This window comes from Streptomyces sp. NP-1717 (assembly GCF_022695985.1).
Classification (GTDB): domain Bacteria; phylum Actinomycetota; class Actinomycetes; order Streptomycetales; family Streptomycetaceae; genus Streptomyces.
Window position 1 is genome coordinate 13,287 of the sequence record NZ_JAAPBF010000077.1, and the last position, 16,740, is coordinate 30,026.

19 protein-coding genes are annotated in these 16,740 nt (G+C 71.3%); 8 read left to right on the top strand and 11 right to left on the bottom strand.

What is annotated here, in order from left to right; genetic code table 11:
- Positions 1–73: 73 nt before the first annotated feature.
- Complete coding sequence (locus tag GXP76_RS17670; RefSeq protein ID WP_242572499.1) at positions 74–946, top strand: RNA polymerase sigma factor SigF; 873 nt, start codon at positions 74–76, stop codon at positions 944–946.
- Between the two features lie 90 nt (positions 947–1,036).
- On the opposite strand, the gene GXP76_RS17675 is transcribed toward GXP76_RS17670, so the two are convergent.
- Complete coding sequence (locus GXP76_RS17675) at positions 1,037–1,477, bottom strand: RidA family protein (RefSeq protein WP_242572500.1); 441 nt, start codon at positions 1,475–1,477, stop codon at positions 1,037–1,039.
- A 68-nt stretch (positions 1,478–1,545) separates the two neighbouring features.
- Positions 1,546–2,478, bottom strand: coding sequence for a DMT family transporter (locus GXP76_RS17680; protein WP_242572501.1), 933 nt, complete (start codon positions 2,476–2,478; stop codon positions 1,546–1,548).
- A gap of 162 nt (positions 2,479–2,640) precedes the next feature.
- On the opposite strand from GXP76_RS17680, the gene GXP76_RS17685 reads away from it, so the two are divergent.
- Complete coding sequence (locus tag GXP76_RS17685) at positions 2,641–3,219, top strand: TetR/AcrR family transcriptional regulator (protein ID WP_242572516.1); 579 nt, start codon at positions 2,641–2,643, stop codon at positions 3,217–3,219.
- A gap of 98 nt (positions 3,220–3,317) precedes the next feature.
- Here the strand turns inward: GXP76_RS17685 and GXP76_RS17690 are convergent, their stop codons facing one another.
- Complete coding sequence (locus GXP76_RS17690; RefSeq protein WP_242572502.1) at positions 3,318–4,334, bottom strand: LysR family transcriptional regulator; 1,017 nt, start codon at positions 4,332–4,334, stop codon at positions 3,318–3,320.
- A 202-nt stretch (positions 4,335–4,536) separates the two neighbouring features.
- On the opposite strand from GXP76_RS17690, the gene snpA reads away from it, so the two are divergent.
- Positions 4,537–5,187, top strand: coding sequence for a snapalysin (snpA, locus tag GXP76_RS17695; protein ID WP_242572503.1), 651 nt, complete (start codon positions 4,537–4,539; stop codon positions 5,185–5,187).
- 164 nt (positions 5,188–5,351) lie between these two features.
- Here the strand turns inward: snpA and GXP76_RS17700 are convergent, their stop codons facing one another.
- From GXP76_RS17700 to GXP76_RS17725, 6 genes are all read right to left on the bottom strand, one after another.
- Entirely contained in the window at positions 5,352–5,711 is a 360-nt protein-coding gene (locus tag GXP76_RS17700) for a GntR family transcriptional regulator (protein ID WP_242572504.1), read from the bottom strand.
- Positions 5,712–5,713: 2 nt separating this feature from the next.
- Entirely contained in the window at positions 5,714–6,679 is a 966-nt protein-coding gene (locus GXP76_RS17705; protein WP_242572505.1) for a DUF1648 domain-containing protein, read from the bottom strand.
- Positions 6,680–6,794: 115 nt separating this feature from the next.
- The gene (locus tag GXP76_RS17710; RefSeq protein WP_242572506.1) at positions 6,795–7,235 is read right to left on the bottom strand and encodes a DUF6304 family protein; all 441 of its coding nucleotides are present in this window, start codon (positions 7,233–7,235) and stop codon (positions 6,795–6,797) included.
- 90 nt (positions 7,236–7,325) lie between these two features.
- On the bottom strand, positions 7,326–7,904 hold the full coding sequence (locus tag GXP76_RS17715) for a dihydrofolate reductase family protein (RefSeq protein ID WP_242572507.1): 579 nt from the start codon (positions 7,902–7,904) through the stop codon (positions 7,326–7,328).
- 157 nt (positions 7,905–8,061) lie between these two features.
- Entirely contained in the window at positions 8,062–9,102 is a 1,041-nt protein-coding gene (locus tag GXP76_RS17720; RefSeq protein ID WP_242572508.1) for a family 2 encapsulin nanocompartment cargo protein polyprenyl transferase, read from the bottom strand.
- 116 nt (positions 9,103–9,218) lie between these two features.
- Complete coding sequence (locus tag GXP76_RS17725) at positions 9,219–10,625, bottom strand: family 2B encapsulin nanocompartment shell protein (protein ID WP_242572509.1); 1,407 nt, start codon at positions 10,623–10,625, stop codon at positions 9,219–9,221.
- A gap of 257 nt (positions 10,626–10,882) precedes the next feature.
- Here GXP76_RS17725 and GXP76_RS17730 point away from each other — a divergent pair, with 257 nt between their 5' ends.
- Positions 10,883–11,473, top strand: a complete 591-nt coding sequence (locus GXP76_RS17730; protein WP_242572510.1) for an N-acetylmuramoyl-L-alanine amidase — start codon at positions 10,883–10,885, stop codon at positions 11,471–11,473.
- Between the two features lie 44 nt (positions 11,474–11,517).
- Positions 11,518–12,528, top strand: a complete 1,011-nt coding sequence (locus GXP76_RS17735; protein WP_242572511.1) for a 1-aminocyclopropane-1-carboxylate deaminase/D-cysteine desulfhydrase — start codon at positions 11,518–11,520, stop codon at positions 12,526–12,528.
- Here GXP76_RS17735 and GXP76_RS17740 read toward each other — a convergent pair.
- Positions 12,507–14,105, bottom strand: a complete 1,599-nt coding sequence (locus tag GXP76_RS17740; RefSeq protein ID WP_242572512.1) for a Na+/H+ antiporter — start codon at positions 14,103–14,105, stop codon at positions 12,507–12,509. The two genes, GXP76_RS17735 and GXP76_RS17740, sit on opposite strands and share 22 nt — an antisense overlap.
- A gap of 35 nt (positions 14,106–14,140) precedes the next feature.
- On the opposite strand from GXP76_RS17740, the gene GXP76_RS17745 reads away from it, so the two are divergent.
- From GXP76_RS17745 to GXP76_RS17755, 3 genes are all read left to right on the top strand, one after another.
- Entirely contained in the window at positions 14,141–14,401 is a 261-nt protein-coding gene (locus tag GXP76_RS17745; RefSeq protein WP_242572513.1) for a UBP-type zinc finger domain-containing protein, read from the top strand.
- Between the two features lie 251 nt (positions 14,402–14,652).
- The gene (locus tag GXP76_RS17750) at positions 14,653–15,066 is read left to right on the top strand and encodes an anti-sigma regulatory factor (RefSeq protein WP_023538758.1); all 414 of its coding nucleotides are present in this window, start codon (positions 14,653–14,655) and stop codon (positions 15,064–15,066) included.
- Positions 15,063–16,037: an RNA polymerase sigma factor SigF gene (locus GXP76_RS17755; RefSeq protein ID WP_374361448.1), complete on the top strand. Its 975-nt coding sequence runs from the start codon at positions 15,063–15,065 to the stop codon at positions 16,035–16,037. Before GXP76_RS17750 ends, GXP76_RS17755 begins: the two co-directional genes overlap by 4 nt.
- A 289-nt stretch (positions 16,038–16,326) precedes the next feature.
- Here GXP76_RS17755 and GXP76_RS17760 read toward each other — a convergent pair whose 3' ends face one another.
- On the bottom strand, positions 16,327–16,704 hold the full coding sequence (locus GXP76_RS17760) for a hypothetical protein (RefSeq protein WP_308354156.1): 378 nt from the start codon (positions 16,702–16,704) through the stop codon (positions 16,327–16,329).
- Between the last annotated feature and the right edge of the window lie 36 nt (positions 16,705–16,740).

Below are 16,740 nucleotides of genomic sequence, written 5' to 3' on the forward strand. Positions count from 1 at the left end.
TAGGCGAGGGAGAGGTGGGCACACGTCGCGACGGCGAGCCCCCCGTTCGCCGATCCGGGAGGGAATCAACATCATGTCCATGTCCACCCAGTTCACGAGAACCGCCGAACCTCTGACGGGGCCACGGGTCGGGGAGCTTCCGTGGATCGAGGACGCGGGTCAGGTCGCGCCCAGGGACGCGCGTGAGTTGTCGAAGGTGTTCTTCCAGCAGTTGCAGGTCCTCGAAGAGGGCACGCACGAGTACCAGTACGCGCGCAACACGCTCATCGAGATGAACCTGTCGCTGGTGAAGTTCGCCGCCCAGCGGTTCCGTAACCGGGACGACCAGCTGGAGGACATCGTCCAGGTCGGGACGATCGGTCTGATCAAGGCCATCGACCGGTTCGAGCTGTCGCGCGAGGTGGAGTTCACCTCGTTCGCCGTGCCGTACATCGTCGGTGAGATCAAGCGGTTCTTCCGTGACACCAGCTGGGCCGTCCATGTGCCGCGCCGGCTCCAGGAGTTGCGGATACAGCTCGCGCGGGCCAAGGACCAGCTCGCCGTGCGGCTCGACCGGGAGCCGACGGTGCGGGAGTTGGCCGAGCATCTGGAGCTGAGCGAGGAGGAGATCGTCGAGGGGCTGATCGCCGCCAACGGCTACAACTCCGACTCGCTCGACCTGCCCGCCGACTCCGGCTCGGGTGCCCCCGGCAGGAGCGCCGCGTCCGTCGCCGACCTCGTCGGCGCGTGCGACCCCGCCATGGAACTGGTCGAGGACTTCCACAGCCTCGCGCCGCTGCTGAGCACGCTGGACGAGCGGGAACGCCAGATCCTTGAGCTGCGCTACGGGCAGGAGCTGACCCAGTCCCAGATCGGCGAGCGCTTCGGTGTCTCGCAGATGCAGATCTCCAGGATCCTCGCCCGGACCCTGGCCAAACTGCGGGACGGCATGCTCACCGACAGCTGAGCGAGCCGGCCCGGCCCGGACCCCGCAGGGGGCCCAACGCGTCGACGTCGCCGTCCGCGCCCCCGGAACCGGCGGCGTCGACGTCCGGCGTCAACCGGCCGGGAGCGCGACGTCCTCGGCGGGCCCGCCCGCCTCCGCGACCTCGGCCACCGCCGTGATCTCCACCAGTTGCCCGGTGTAGCCGAGGCACGCGACCCCGAGCAGCGTGGACGTGTGCGGCCCCGTGGTGAGGCCCGAGGCGTGGACGACGTCCCAGACCCGGCTGAGATCCGCCGGGTCGGACGACACCACGTACACGTCGGTGGTCACCACCCGGTCGAGATCGCTGCCGACGGCGCGCAGCGCGGTACGGAGGTTCGCGAGGACCTGTTCGGTCTGGGCCGCGAAGTCGCCCGGGCCGACGAGTGTGCCGTCCTTGTCGAGCGGTACGGATCCCGCCAGGAACGCCAGACGGCTGCCGCTCTCGACGACCGCCGCGTGCGCGTAGCCGGGTGGCGGGAAGAGGCTGGGGACGGTTGTGCGCCGCACCATGCGGTCGCTCCTTGCCGGTTGACGGGTCTGCGGGCGATCGGGGGCACCGGCGCGCGGGAAGCGCGCGGTCACACCCGCGTGCCATTGTCGGCGCGAAGGGCCGGGACGTCACCGGAGTTTCCGCCGGCCGCCGGGCGGGCCGTGCCGCCCCGTACGACCACCACCGCGAGCAGCGCGATCGCGAGGCCGGCGGCCGTGGTCGGGCCGAAGGGTTCGCCGAACATCACCGCGCCCCAGACCGCCGTGACCGGCGCCATGAGGAACATCAGGGTGTTGACGCGCAGCACCCCGGAGCGGCGCAGGACCAGCCAGTACAGGCCGTACCCGCCGAACGTCGCCAGGACCACCAGCCAGCCGACGGCCACCCAGAAGGACGTCTCGGCGGGCGGCACCGCCGCGCCCGCCGTGGCGGCGAGGGCGGTGAAGACGACGGCGCTGGTACCGCAGTGGATCGTCATCGCCACGGACGGCGCGACCGCCCTGCCGGAGCGGCTCTCCAGGAACGTGGCGGCCACCAGCGACAGCATGCCGAGGAACGGCACCGCGTACGCCCACGGCTCGACCCCCTCGGCGGCCGCCGCGTCCGCCGACGTCACGACGAGCACGCCCGTCACGCCGAGGCACAGACCCAGCCACTGGCGCCGGGAGACGTGGCTGCGCAGCAGCGGTCCGGCCAGCGCGCCCGCGACGAGCGGCTGTGTCCCGTCGATGAGGGCGGTGGTGCCGCTGGAGACGCCGAGCTGGATCGCGTAGTAGACCGTGAGGAGGTAGCCGCTCTGGGACAGCGCGCCGATCACGCACTGCCGCAGTACGTCGCGCGCCGTCAGCCCGCGCCAGGCGGCGCGGGCGCGGACTGCGGCGACCGCCGCGAGGACCAGCGCCAGGGGCAGGAAGCGCCACATCAGGATCGTGACGGCGTCGGCGCTGCCGGCGCCGAGCTTCGCGCCGATGAAGCCGGAGCTCCAGCAGACGACGAAGGCGACGGCGAGGAGGAGGTTCATGGCCGGGCACCGCCCTTGGGCGAGGAGGCAGGTATACCGATCTGTTTACTCATCTCGCTTACTATACAGACCGGTATACTTTTCACCATGAGCCGGAGCACGAACAGCAGCACCCCGCAGGCGCCCGGGCGGGCGCGGCCGGCGCCGCCCCGCCGGATCGTCCTGACCCCCGGCGCGCGCCGCGCCCTGGACGCGGCGTCGCGGCTCTTCTACGAGCGCGGCATCCACGCCGTCGGCGTCGACCTCATCGCCGCCGAGGCCGGGGTCACCAAGAAGACGCTCTACGACCGGTTCGGCTCGAAGGAGCAGATCGTCGTCGAGTACCTGGCCGGCCGTGACGAGCGCTGGCGCGCCTTCCTGGACGAACGGCTGGCGGCGGCGCCCCCGTCACCGGCCGAGCACGCCCTCGCCGTCTTCGCGGCCTCGCGGGACTGGGTGGCCGAGCACGGCGCGCGTGGGTGCGGCATGGTCAACGCCCATGCGGAGATCGACGATCCGGCGCATCCGGCGTACGCGGTGATCGCCGGTCAGAAGGCGTGGATGCTGGAGCTGTTCACCTCGCTCGCCCGGGAGGTCACGGCTCCGGGCGAGGCGGCCGGGTCCGAAGCGGCCGACCGTCTCGCCCGTACGCTCATGCTCCTTCACGAGGGCGCGCTCGTCGCGCATGGGCTGGGCATCTTCCCCGACGCCGTCGGACTCGCCCGCGAGCAGGCGCGCGCCGTGCTCGCGCCGTACTCATGACACGCGGCTGAACTCCCCCGCCGGCCCCCGCAGTTCCGGCATCGTCCAGGCCCGCCACCGGCCTTCCGGCTGCGGACCGTCGCCTCGCCGAAGGAGCCTCAGGCCGCGGGCGCGTGCAGCAGTGGGCTCTTGTTGCGCGTCAGCCACTGGCGGTACACCCCGGCCTGCAACGCCGCCTCGCGGTAGGCCGCCTCCAGGTCCGCGTACACCTCGGCGCCCCCGGGGCCGTCGCCCACGCCGTCCGCGCCGTCCGCGCCCGAACTCACGATGCCCGCGCCCTCGTACGCTCCCGGCCGCGAGAACAGCAGCAGCCGCACCCCCAGCGGGTCGTCCCGCAGCGGCCGTACGACCATGTCCTCGCGCGGGACCGAGGTGGGCTGGCAGGGCGCTATCGCCTCGCCGACCGCGATCAGGGACGAGGCGGTCAGGTAATCCCCGTGCAGGACGGGCGGGTTGAGCCCGGCATCGCTCAGTACGCGGCGCAGACCGTCCCACTCGCCGTCCACGGTCGGGTCGATCATCCACCGGTCACTCGCCAGATCGGCCAGCTCGACGACCGGCCGGCCGGCCGCCGGATGGTCCCGCGCCAGCGAGATGAACTGCGGCTCCCGTTCGACCAGTACGCGCCGGTCGAGCCCCGGCGGCTCACGCAGCGGGCAGCCCTCCACCTCGTGCACGAACGCCACGTCGAGCCCGCCCGCGGCGACCTGCCGCAGCAGCGCGTTGGCCGAGACGTCCATCTGGAGCGAGATGTCCGTGCCCGGCAGCCGCTCGCGCAGCCTGCGCAGCCAGCCCGCGAGGGCGCGGCTCGCCGTCGAGCCGATCCGCAGCCGGGGCCCGGCGGACCGGTCGGCCGCGGCCCGCGCCTCACTGACGAGGACGGCCATCCCGGCGACCAGCGGACGCGCGCGGCTGAGCACGGAGTGACCGAGCAGGGTGGGCCGGCAGCCGGTGCGTTCACGGGAGAACAGTTCGGCGCCCAGCGCGTTCTCGATCCGCCGCAGCTGCGTCGTCAGGGACGGCTGGCTCATGCCGAGCTGCCGGGCCGCTTTGTGCAGGCTTCCGGCGTCGGCTATGGCGCACAGCGCGCGCAGATGCCTGACCTCCAGCTCCATGTACTGAAGAGTAGGCCCGCCGTTTGCGTCACGCCAGGGACACAAACGGCGGCAATTGGCCGCCATTCACGGAATATTGGGCGAGCCGGCACCGGGGCGATACTCCGGTGCTATCGCCCTTCGGCATCATCCGCCGCGGCAGTGTGGGGCACGACACTCTTCCCTACCGAACCCGTTCATCGGACGAGTAGGAGCCCCCCACATGAGATACCCCAAGACGGCCCTTTCCGCGATCTGCGGAATCTCGCTCGCCTTCGCGACCGCCCTCACCGCCACCCCGGCCGCCGCTGACCCCACCAGCGCCGCGCCCACCACCTCGTACGCCGCGTACGAGGGCTCGTCGGCGGACACGGCCGCGACCAAGGCCTTCTACCAGGCCGTCATGAAGTCGGTCGCCGAGAAGCGTGCCGCCAACCCCGGCGCCCTCGCGGTCACCGTCGTCTACGACGCCTCCGGTGCCCCGTCGTTCGCCGGCCAGATAGCCAGCAGCACCCAGATCTGGAACAGCGCCGTCTCCAACGTGCAGCTCCAGCAGGGCAGCAACGCCGACTTCACCTACGAAGAGGGCAACGACCCGCGTGGCTCGTACGCGAGCACCGACGGGCACGGCCGTGGCTACATCTTCCTGGACTACGCGCAGAACCAGCAGTACGACTCCCTGCGCGTGACCGCCCACGAGACCGGGCACGTCCTCGGCCTGCCGGACAACTACACGGCCCCGTGCAGCAAGCTGATGTCGGGCGGCGGCCCCGGCCCGTCCTGCACCAACTCGCAGCCGGACGCGGCCGAGCGCAGCCAGGTCAACAGCCTCTGGGCGAACGGCTTCGCGGCCGCGCTGGCCAAGGCATCTTGATCCGTCGCTGATCCGTCGCGATCCGCCGCCGGTCCCCACCACCGCACGGCGGACCGCGAACCCCCCACCGGATCAGGCGCCAAGATCGGGCGTGCCGGTACTCACTGGTCGAGTACCGGCACGCCCGTGCCGCGTTCACCGTCCACCGGGTACGGGGACGGTGTTCAGGTCGCCTGGCTCATCCGCACCATCGACACCAGCTCCTCCTCCGACATTCCCAACTCGCGCGCCTCGTCGACCAGTTCACGTACCCGCTGCAGAAGCTTCGCCCGGCCGGGAGAGACCGGTCCCGGCACGACCACGGCGCCCCGGCCCCTGCGGAGTTCGATCAGGCCCTCCTCGCGCAGCCGCTGGTAACCGCGCAGCACCGTATGGACGTTGACGCCGAGCGAGTCGGCGAGCGCCCGTGCGGCCGGGAGGCGGTCGCCGGGGTTCACCGTGCCGTCGGCGATCGCGCCGCGCACGGATCCGGCGATCTGGTCGCCGAGCGGCACCGAGGACGCCGGGTCCACCCGGAAGAGCACGGTCAGCCCCTCTTCCGCCGGTCGACGAGCGTGTTGAGCAGCGCGGCGCCCGTCGCGGAATCGGCCACGGTGACGGCGAACTCGCGGCCGTTGGTGCGGCGCACCACGATCGCCTCCCCGGAGCGCAGTACGACCCCGCTGCGCTTGTGGCGGATCCGGTAGCCCCAACCGCCGTAGTCGGCGACCGCGTTGATCCGGCGGCTGCTCGCCGTCTCGATGGCGTCCAGCGGGACCCGCACCCGCGGCCAGGACAGCGCGCCCATGGCGACCGTGAGTCCGTGCCGGTCGACCGACACGTGCGCGGAGGCGAAGACGAGGGCCAGCAGGCCGATGACGAACACGAAAGGACCGTACCGCCAGCTGACGAGGCCCGCGACGAACACCCCGCCGACCAGCGTCGCCAGGCCCACGGCGAGCAGCGCGCCCGACCCCGTCCGCCGCGACCAGCCCGCCAGTTCACCGTCCGCCAGATCGATTCTGGCCGTGTCGTCGTCCCCGGTGGGTTCGAGCCCGGGGTCGGGGACGAAGCGGGTGAGCAGCAGGCCCGCTCCGGCGCACGCCAGAGCGACGGCCAGGGCGACACCGAGTTGCCACGGCGGGAAGTGGACGGCGGAGCTGTCGGTCGCGTCGAGGTTGGCGTAGAGCGTCGCGGTGAGCGCGTATCCCAGCAGCCCGGACAGGGCCCAGCCGCCCCCCGTCAGCCCCTTCACGCCGCGCGCCGTGAGGGCGCCCCCGAGCGCCCCTGCGGCCCACAGGGCGCCGATGCCGGTGAAGAGCACGACGGCGCCGACAAGGGACGCGGTGCGGGAGATGGGCGCGCGGTCGGCGTCGCCGGACAGGTCGAAGTGGCCGGCGAGCGAGTCGGGCAGCCGGTCCCCGAGGACGAGGAAGACGGTCAGATGGACGACGAGCGCCAGCAGGAACGGCGCGACGGTGACGGTCGCGAGACGCATACGGGCCTGATTCATAAAACCTCCCTTGTTCGCATACTACTAGAACAATGATGGAGGCATAAAGCAACCGTCCCGGCAGGCGTCGTACACCTGCCGGGACGGTTCACGTCCGGCGAAGAGGTCAGGCGTGTCAGGCGCTCACCAGGATCCTGCCCTCGAACTCCGTGTCGTCGGGCAACTGCCGCTTGATCCGGTCGAGGGCGTCACGGAACCCTCCCCCGACGATGCCCGACTCGTAGGCCGCCCCGCCGCACCGCAGCGTGAGGCTCAGCTCGGCGCGCCCCGCGGGCGTACCCGACGGACGCTCACCGAGCGTCAGCAGGCAGCTGAGCGTGGCCTGTTGAACCGTGCCGCCCGCACTGACGGGCATGGGTATGTCCCACTCCAGTACGCAGGACGACAACACCCCGCCCGCCTCCGTGGGTTCGAGCACGGAGAAATCGGCCCCCTCGTAAGCAACTCCCCTTATACGGGTGCGGACTTGCCGCCCGTCCGCGCTGATCGCGATGGGCTCCGCACCACGGCGGTCCCGGTACCAGCCCGCCCATGACTCCGTCGACTCCGCTGTCATGCGCGGACTGTAGCGGTACAGGACGCTCCGCCGCCGCGTGGGTCACCGCTTACCCACGTCACGGCTTCCGGCAACCGCCGCCGGGCACCTTCACCGCTTGCGGCCGTACGTCCTGACGACCACTCCGTTGCCGAAGGCGCGGTGGGATTCCAGCTCGAACTCGGTGAGGGCGAACTCCGTGCCGAACATGGGCATTCCGGAGCCGAGGATCAGCGGATACGACTTGATGACCAGCTCGTCCACCTCCCCGATCAGCTGGGCGGCGAGATTCGCACCGCCGCAGAGATAGATCCCGAGCCCGTCCTCCCGCTTCAACTCCCCGATCCTGGCGGCGACATCGCCGGAGACGATCTCCACGGCCGGGTCGGGGCTCGTGAGGGTCCGCGACGCCACGAGCTGGCGCATGTGCGCGTACGGACTGGTGACACCCTCCTTGAGGGCCAGGTCGTAGCTGAGCCGGCCCTGGATGACGGTGTCGAACCGCTTGTTCTCCAGATGGTCGAGCCCGAGCGGCCGGCGGCCGTGCGTCGGCAGCGTCTCCGGATACTCGTCCTTGAGGAAGCCGAGGAACTCCTCGTCCACGAAGCGGGTGAAGAAGTCCGCCTCGCCACTGGGGTCGCCGATGAATCCGTCGATCGACGCGGCGATGAAATAGCTGAGCTTGCGCAAGCCTGTCCTCTTTTGCGATGGGCGACAGAAGATGCCAATGGCCGCCACCCGGAGCACATCCGGGGTGCGCGACCTTGACCACTTCACCCATAGTGCTTCAGCTGTAGTGGTTACGCAAGGTCTTTTGCCCGCCCTCGGCCGCGGCCCGCGAGCCGGCCTACCGCGTGCGGCGCGTGACGTACTCGGCGAGGGCCAAAAGATCACCCGCCGCCGCCAGATCCGGGACGGCTCCGGACAGTTCCTGCACCGCCCGGGACATCCGGTCCGCCGCCTGCTCCTGCGCCCAGTCGCGTCCGCCGGCGCGCTCGACCGCCGAGGCCGCCCGCGCGACGGCCTCTGCGTCCATCGGCCGCAGGTAGAGATCCGCCAGCTCCTCGGCCGCCGGGTGCCCGGAGACCAGCGCGGCGACGACCGGCAGCGACTTCTTGTGGGCGACCAGATCCGCACCGGCCGGTTTGCCCGTGCGGCCGGGGTCGCCCCAGATCCCGATGAGGTCGTCGATGAGCTGGAAGGCCAGCCCCGCCTCCCGCCCGAAGGCGTCGAGCGCCGCCACCTGCTCGTCGCCCGCGTCCGCGTAGAGCGCGCCGAGCGCGCACGAAGTGCCCAGCAGCGCACCGGTCTTGGCCATCGCCATCGTCAGACACTCGTCCAGCGAGACGTCGTTCGGCCCGCGCCGCTCCAGCGCGCAGTCCGTCTGCTGTCCGGCGCACAGCTCGATGACGCAGTCGGTCAGCCGCACCGCCGCCGGGGACGAGGCGGGATGGCGGTCCTCGGCCAGCAGCCGCAGCGCCAGCGCCTGGAGGGCGTCGCCGGTGATGATCGCGTCGGTGGTGCCGAAGACCGTCCAGGCCGTGGGCCGGTGTCTTCGGGTCGGGTCCTCGTCGATGACGTCGTCGTGCAGCAGGGTGAAGTTGTGCGCCAGCTCCACGGAGACCGCCGCCGGGACGGCACGGTGCGGCTCCCCTCCCAGGGCCTGCGCGGCCGCGAGCACGAGCGCGGGCCTGATCGCCTTCCCCGCGCCCCCCGCCACGGGTGAGCCGTCGGCCCGCCGCCAGCCGAAGTGATATCGCGCGACACGGCGTACGGCCGGAGGCAACGACTCGACGGCCGCGCGCAGTTCGGGCTGGACGACACTGCGGCTGCGCTCCAGGAGCGCCACGGCCTCGTGGCCATCGGTGGCGGCATCCGTGCTGGTCATGGTCACAGTCACTTCCTCTGCGGCGGGCGGGGGAACCGGTGGGTGACAGGCACGCACCAGGTGGGACCCGGCCGCCGTACGGACGGACCCCACCCGGAGACATCGCTCGGCTCACGTCACCGCCAGCGGCTCACTTCCACGTTCTCCAGGACACCGAGGGCGTCCGGCACGAGAACCGCCGCCGAGTAGTAGGCCGTGACCAGGTACGAGATGATCGCCTGCTCGTCGATGCCCATGAACCGGACCGACATGCTGGGCTCGATCTCGTCCGGGATGCCGCTCTGCTGGAGCCCGATGACCCCCTGCTCGCTCTCGCCCGTACGCATACAGATGATCGAGGTCGTCCGGGCATCCGAGACCGGGATCTTGTCGCAGGGGAAGATCGGCACACCGCGCCAGGCCGGCACATGATGGCCCCCGACCTCCACCGTGGCGGGATTGAGCCCCCGCTTGTTGCACTCGCGCCCGAAGGCGGCGATGGCCCTCGGGTGCGCGAGGAACATCTTCGAGCCGCGGCGGCGGGACAGCAGCTCGTCCATGTCGTCGGGGGTGGGCGCGCCGTCGTGCGGCTGGAGCCGCTGGCCGTAGTCGCAGTTGTTGAGCAGGCCGAACTCGCGGTTGTTCACCAGCTCGTGCTCCTGGCGCTCGCGCAGCGCCTCGACCGTGAGCCGCAACTGCTGCTCGGTCTGGTTCATCGGCTGGTTGTAGAGGTCGGCGACCCGGCTGTGGACCTTCAGTACGGTCTGCGCGACGCTCAGCTCGTACTCCCGCGGCGCCCCCTCGTAGTCCACGAACGTGTGGGGCACCCGCGCCTCGCCGACATGGCCGGCGGACAGCTCGATCGCCGCTTCGCCGTACTTGTTGGTCCGCTGCGCGGGGATCGACGCGAGCGCGTCCAGATGACCGCGCAGCGACGGCGCCCGCTCCGCGAGGTTCAGCACGTCCTGCCTGGTCAGCACCAGCACCGTGCAGGCCGTGGCCGCTCGTGCCGTGTACTGCCAGGTGGCCTCGTCGTCCACCAGCGCCTGATCGCCGAAGTACGCCCCGTCCGCGAGGACTTCGAGCACCGTCTCGTCCCCGTAGGGCCCCTCGCCGACCTTCTCCACCTTGCCGTGCGCCAGCAGGTACACCCGGTCCGCCGGGCCTCCGGCGTCGGCCACCGTCTGGCCCGGGGCGAACTCCTGTTGCTCGCAGCGGTTCGCCAGCTCGGTCAGCACCTCCTCGTCCTCGAAGTCGCGGAGCGCCGGCAGCTCACCCAGCTCCGCCGGGATGACCGCCACCCGGTCGCCCGTCTGTACGAACGTCACACGTCCGTCGCCGACCGAATAGCTGAGCCGGCGGTTGACCCGGTACGTACCGCCCTGCACCTGCACCCAGGGCAGCATCCGCAGCAGCCACCGCGAGGTGATCTCCTGCATCTGTGGCGCCGATTTCGTGGTGGTCGCCAGGTTCCGCGCCGCGGCCGTTCCCAGACTCTGCTGGGAAGGCGGTTCCACCGTACGGACCTCGTCACCAACCGACATGAATCTCCCTCTCGATCATGGGCTGACCTGCGTGAAAAGCTTTGCATCACGTGTAGTTGTCGCGCCATCACACAAATGAGTGGGACTGGATCACCGCGGTCGGGGCACGTTTGCGGCTTCTGTCATTCACGGCTCACGCTCGGCCGAATGTGACCGGATCGGCTCGTACGGCGTGCGAATCGACGGTCCACCGCGCCGTGTTCGGGTAAGAGCCAGCGGTACGAGAAGTTCCGGATCCACCGGTCAAGGAGGCCGCCATGGCCACACCCATGTCTGCGAGCAGCTTCATCCGCGCGCTGAAGAACGAGGGGCTGACGGTCGTCGAGGTCGGCGACTGGCGTACGCACAACCGCAACCACGTGGGGCCCTGGGGCCCGGTCCACGGCGTGATGATGCACCACACGGTCACCAAGGGCACCGCGAACACCGTCCGCATCTGCCGCGACGGCTACGCGGGGCTGCCGGGGCCGCTGTGCCACGGCGTCATCTCCAAGGACGGCAGAGTCCATCTCGTCGGTTACGGCCGGGCCAACCACGCGGGCAGCGGCGACGACGACGTCCTGCGCGCCGTGATCGCCGAGAAGGCCCTGCCGCCGGACAACGAGACCAACACCGACGGCAACAGGCACTTCTACGGCTTCGAGTGCGAGAACCTGGGCGACGGCAAGGACCCGTGGCCGGCCGTCCAGGTGGAGGCCATGGAGGCCGCGGCGGCGGCCGTCTGCCGCGTCCACAACTGGAACGGGCCCTCGGTCATCGGCCACCTGGAGTGGCAGCCGGGCAAGATCGACCCCCGCGGCGTCTCCATGGCGGGTCTGCGGCGGCGTATCGACGAGCGGCTGAAGTAGACCGGCCGGGCCGGCGCGACAGCGGCCCGCGTGACAATGGACGGGTGACTCCGGAAGCGCTCGACCTCGCCGCCCTGCGGCCACGGCTGCCGTCACCCCTGCGGACCGTCGAGGACGAGCGCTTCACCCGCCGCGGCGTATCGCTGCTGCTCAAGCGGGACGACCTGATCCACACCGCCCTGCCGGGCAACAAGTGGCGGAAGCTCGAACCCAACCTGCGGGCCGCCTCCGCCGGAGGTCACCTCGCCCTGCTCACTTTCGGCGGCGCGTACTCCAACCATCTGCGCGCCACCGCCGCCGCCGGCCGGCTGCTCGGCTTCATGACGGTCGGTGTCGTACGGGGCGACGAACTGGCCACCCGCCCGCTGAACCCCTCACTCGCCGCGTGCGCCGCCGACGGCATGCGGCTGCGTTTCCTCGACCGGGCGACCTATCGCCGTAAGACCGAGCCCTCCGTACTGAGGGAGATCCTGAGCACGGCCGCGGACGCGCTCGCGGTGCCCCGCGAGCGGGTCTACGCCGTCCCCGAGGGCGGCAGCAACTCCCTTGCCGCGCGGGGCTGTACGGCCCTCGGACGGGAGCTGCGCGGCGCGGCCGACGTGGTGGGTGTCGCCTGCGGCACCGGCGGCACCCTCGCGGGCCTGGCCGCCGGTCTCGGCCCTGGGCAGCGCGCCGTCGGCTTCCCCGTGCTGAAGGGCGGCTTCCTGGCCGGGGAGGTCCGCGCCCTTCAGCTCGCCGCCTTCGGCGGCCCCCGGGGCGACTGGAGCCTGGACGAGCGCTTCCACGGCGGCGGCTACGCCCGTACGACACCGGCCGCCGACGCCTTCGCCGCCGACTTCGAGGACCGTCACGGACTCCCGGTCGAGCGGCTCTACGTGGCCAAGATGCTGCACGGACTGACCACCCTCGCCGGGGAGGGCGCCTTCCCGCCGGGCAGCACGGTCGCCGCCGTCGTCACCGGCCGCCCGCCGGACCCGGTCGTCACCGCCGGACCCGGCGGCGAAAGCGACGGAGACAGGGACGGCGGCGGCGGTCAGTCGGCCTCCTCGCGGTAGGCCACGGCCTCCTCCAGGTCCAGCCTGCGCAGCAGCGTCCGCAGCATCTCGTCGTCGATCCGCCGCTCGTCGCGCAGCTCCACGAAGACGTCCCTCTCGGCGCCGATCATCTCCCTGGACAGCCGCTGATAGGTGCGGTCGGCGGATTCGCCGGTCAGTTCGTTGACGGTGCCGAGCCGCTCCCAGACCGAGTTCCGCCGCCGCTCCAGTACGTTCCGCAGCCGGTCCGCCAGCGGCTCGGCCAGGGCGTTGCGGTCGTCGGCGAGCAGTTCGTCGAGCCGTTGCTCCGCGGCCACCGACGCCCGGCTCTGCGCCTGTGCCTCGGCGAGCGTCTCGGCGTACCGGTCGCGCCCCGGCAGCTTCAGCAGCCTGATCAGCGAGGGCAGCGTGAGGCCCTGGACGACCAGGGTGGCGATGACGGTCGTGAACGTCAGGAAGAGGACGAGGTTGCGGGTGGGGAAGGCGTCGCCGTCGTGCGTGGTCAGCGGGATGGAGAAGGCGATGGCAAGGGACACCACGCCGCGCATGCCGGCCCAGCCGACGATCAGCGGCGCCTTCCAGGTCGTGTCCGGTTCTCGCTCCCTGATCCGCTTCGACAGCAGGCGCGGCACGAAGGTGGCCGGGTAGACCCAGACGTAGCGGACCACGACGACGGTGACGAACACCCCGACGGCGTAACCGGCGACCTCCGTTCCCCCGTAGGAGCCGAGCCCCTTCAGTACATAGGGGAGCTGGAGCCCGATCAGCGCGAAGACGACGGACTCCAGGATGAAGGAGACCATCTTCCACACGGCCTGCTCCTGGAGCCGGGTCGCGAAGTCGACCTGCCAGGACCGGTGTCCGAGGTAGAGCCCGACCACGACGACGGCCAGCACCCCCGACGCGCCCACCTGCTCGGCCGCCGCGTAGGCGACGAACGGGATGAGCAGCGAGAGCGTGTTCTGCAGGAGTGCCTCCCGCAGATGCGTACGGAGCCAGTGGATCGGCACCATCAGTACGAGGCCGATTCCGATGCCTCCCAAGGAGGCCAGCGCGAACTCGCCGATCCCGCCGGCCCAGCTCGCGCCTTCCCCGACAGCCGCCGCGAGCGCCACCTTGAACGCGGTGATCGCGGTCGCGTCGTTGACCAGCGACTCACCCTGGAGGATGGTCGTGATCCGGCTGGGCAGCCCCAGTTTGCGGGCGATCGCGGTGGCGGCCACCGCGTCCGGCGGCGCGATGACGGCGCCGAGCACCAGGGCGGCGGTCAGCGGCATCTCGGGGATGAACAGATACGCGAGATAGCCGACGACGAGCGTCGCGAAGAGGACGTATCCCACGGAGAGCAGTCCGACGGCCCGTGCGTTGGCCCGCAGGTCCAGATAGGAGCTCTCCACGGCGGCCATGTGCAGCAGGGGCGGCAGCAGCAGGGGCAGGACGATGTGCGGGTCGAGTACGTAGCTGGGCACGCCCGGCACGTACGCGGCGCCGAGTCCCGCGGTGACGAGGAGCAGCGGGGCCGGAACGGGCGTCCTGCGCGCCGCCGCCGCGATCACCGCGCTTCCCGCCACCAGGGCGATCAGCTGCAACGGGTCCATCCCATGTCCTCCGCTAGCGTCGTAATCTGGCCATCATGAGTGAGTGCGAGCATGTTGCCGGCCTCCCACGCCCCGAGCCCGTGGCGCTGAGCGGGACCTGCCTGGAGTGCCAGGCCCTGGGCAGCCACCACGTACAGCTCCGGCTCTGTCTGGTCTGCGGACATGTGGGGTGCTGCGACTCGTCGCCGCACCGGCATGCCACACGCCATTTCAGGGACACGGGACACCCCGTGATGCGCAGCTACGAGCCCGGTGAGTCGTGGCGCTGGTGCTTCGCCGACGGTTCGATCGTCTGAGGCCTGGGTACGTCAACCATCCGCCGGTTCCTCGTAATTGGTTGCCGCACACCTCTAGCCACTGTCCGTACTCATATGCCTACTATGAGTAACTGGCCGGTCGGTGCCGGCCCGGGGGTCCCTGCGACACGGGACCATGGATCGCGATAGCGTCGCCACTCCAGACCGGCTCCGTGCCGACCACGTAACACGAGGCTCCGGGGTTTCCTTCCCGTAGCCCTTGAGAAGCTTGTGCCACCTTGGAGGTGAGGGTGTCCCAGATCGCAGGCGAGCCCGGGACCCAGGACTTCGTGGAAGTCCGGCTGCCCGCTGCGGGTGCCTACCTGTCCGTGCTCCGTACGGCTACGGCCGGCCTGGCAGCACGCTTGGACTTCACCCTCGACGAGATCGAGGACCTGCGCATCGCGGTCGACGAGGCCTGCGCGATCCTGCTTCAACAGGCCGTACCGGGCTCCGTCCTCAGCTGTGTGTTCCGGCTCATCGACGATTCCCTCGAAGTGACCGTCTCGGCGCCGACGACGGACGGGCGCGCCCCGGAGCGTGACACGTTCGCGTGGACCGTGCTGTCGGCGCTCGCGGGCAAGGTCGACGCGACGGTCGCCGACGACCGCACGGTCGCCATCAGCCTGTACAAACAGCGCGGCGCGGGACCCGGGCCGGCGTGAGGAACGGGGACGGTCCGGTGCGTGACGAGGAGCGGGTCCCACAGGATCCGCGCGAAGGGCATGAGGTTCCGGCGGATCCGGCGCTCATGCCGTCGGGCATTCCGGAGCAGCAGGCCCGGCCCCATCCGGAGGAAGGGCCCGACGGACGGACGGCCGGGGCGGAGCAGGCGCAGGCAGAGCGGGCGGCCACGATGAGCGAGCACAGGCAACACGATCCCCATGACCGCAGCGGGGCGCGGGCGATGTTCGTCGAGCTGCGCAAGCTGCCGGAGGACTCTCCCGAACGGGCGCTGCTGCGCAATCAGCTGGTGCGGATGCATCTGCCGCTCGTGGAGCATCTGGCCCGCCGGTTCCGCAATCGCGGCGAGCCGCTGGACGATCTGACGCAGGTCGCGACGATCGGCCTGATCAAGTCGGTGGACCGGTTCGATCCGGAGCGGGGTGTCGAGTTCTCGACGTACGCCACTCCCACGGTCGTCGGGGAGATCAAGCGGCACTTCCGTGACAAGGGCTGGGCGGTGCGGGTGCCGCGCCGTCTCCAGGAGTTGCGGCTGTCGCTGACGACGGCGACGGCCGAACTCTCGCAGCAGCACGGCCGTTCGCCGACGGTGCACGAGCTGGCCGAGCGCCTCGGCATCTCCGAGGAAGAGGTCCTCGAAGGGCTGGAGTCGGCCAACGCGTACAGCACGCTGTCGCTGGACGTCCCGGACACGGACGACGAGTCCCCGGCGGTGGCGGACACGCTCGGCTCGGAGGACGAGGCGCTGGAGAGCGTCGAGTACCGGGAGTCGCTGAAGCCGCTGCTGGAGGATCTGCCGCCGCGGGAGAAGCGGATTCTGCTGCTGCGTTTCTTCGGCAACATGACGCAGTCGCAGATCGCGCAGGAGGTCGGCATCTCCCAGATGCATGTCTCGCGGCTGCTGGCGCGGACGCTGGCGCAGCTGCGCGAGAAGCTGCTCGTGGAGGAGTGACGGGCCGTCCTCGGCCGCCGGGACGGGCTCAGGACGAGCCCGTCCCGGCGATCGGGGACGAGCGCGGCCCACGCGCCGCGCGACCGGTCGGCGCTTCGCCGGAGCCGGCCTAGAGGGTGTTCCGCGAAGTCCCACCTGGCCCGCGACGCCCGGCACGGCACCTCGCCGCGTTCACTCGGCCGAGTACGGCCGGTCCATCCACAACGCCGATCCTCCGCCTCGCGACGCACCACGCCGGCCGCCGCAGGCGCCGCCCTACAGGCGGACAGCGCTACTTCGCGGGCGCCCCCTACGCGCGGCCCCGGCCCCGGACGCCGAGTGCTTCGGTGGTCGTCGGGTTGACCAGCAGGACCAGCGCCGTCACGGCGACCACCGCGAGCGCGATCCCGGCCGGGATCAGCGGGCCGCTGGAGCGCAGCAGCGTCCAGGCGACGGGCAGCGCCATGATCTGGGTGACGAGCGCGGGGCCACGGCTCCACGCGCGGCGCAGCAGCAGTCCGCGTGCGGCGAGCAGCGGGATGACGGCGAGGGCGATGAGGGTGAGACCGCCCATCTCGGCCTGCTGCGGGCTGTCGGGCCGCCCGAGGAGCCCCATCGCGAGCATGTATACGCCGCCGACGACGAGCGCGAGGGCTTCGAGGCCCGCGCAGGCCGCCGCCGCGGTCAGTCGCCCGGGGCGCGGGCTCGGGTCGGGGGTGTTTCG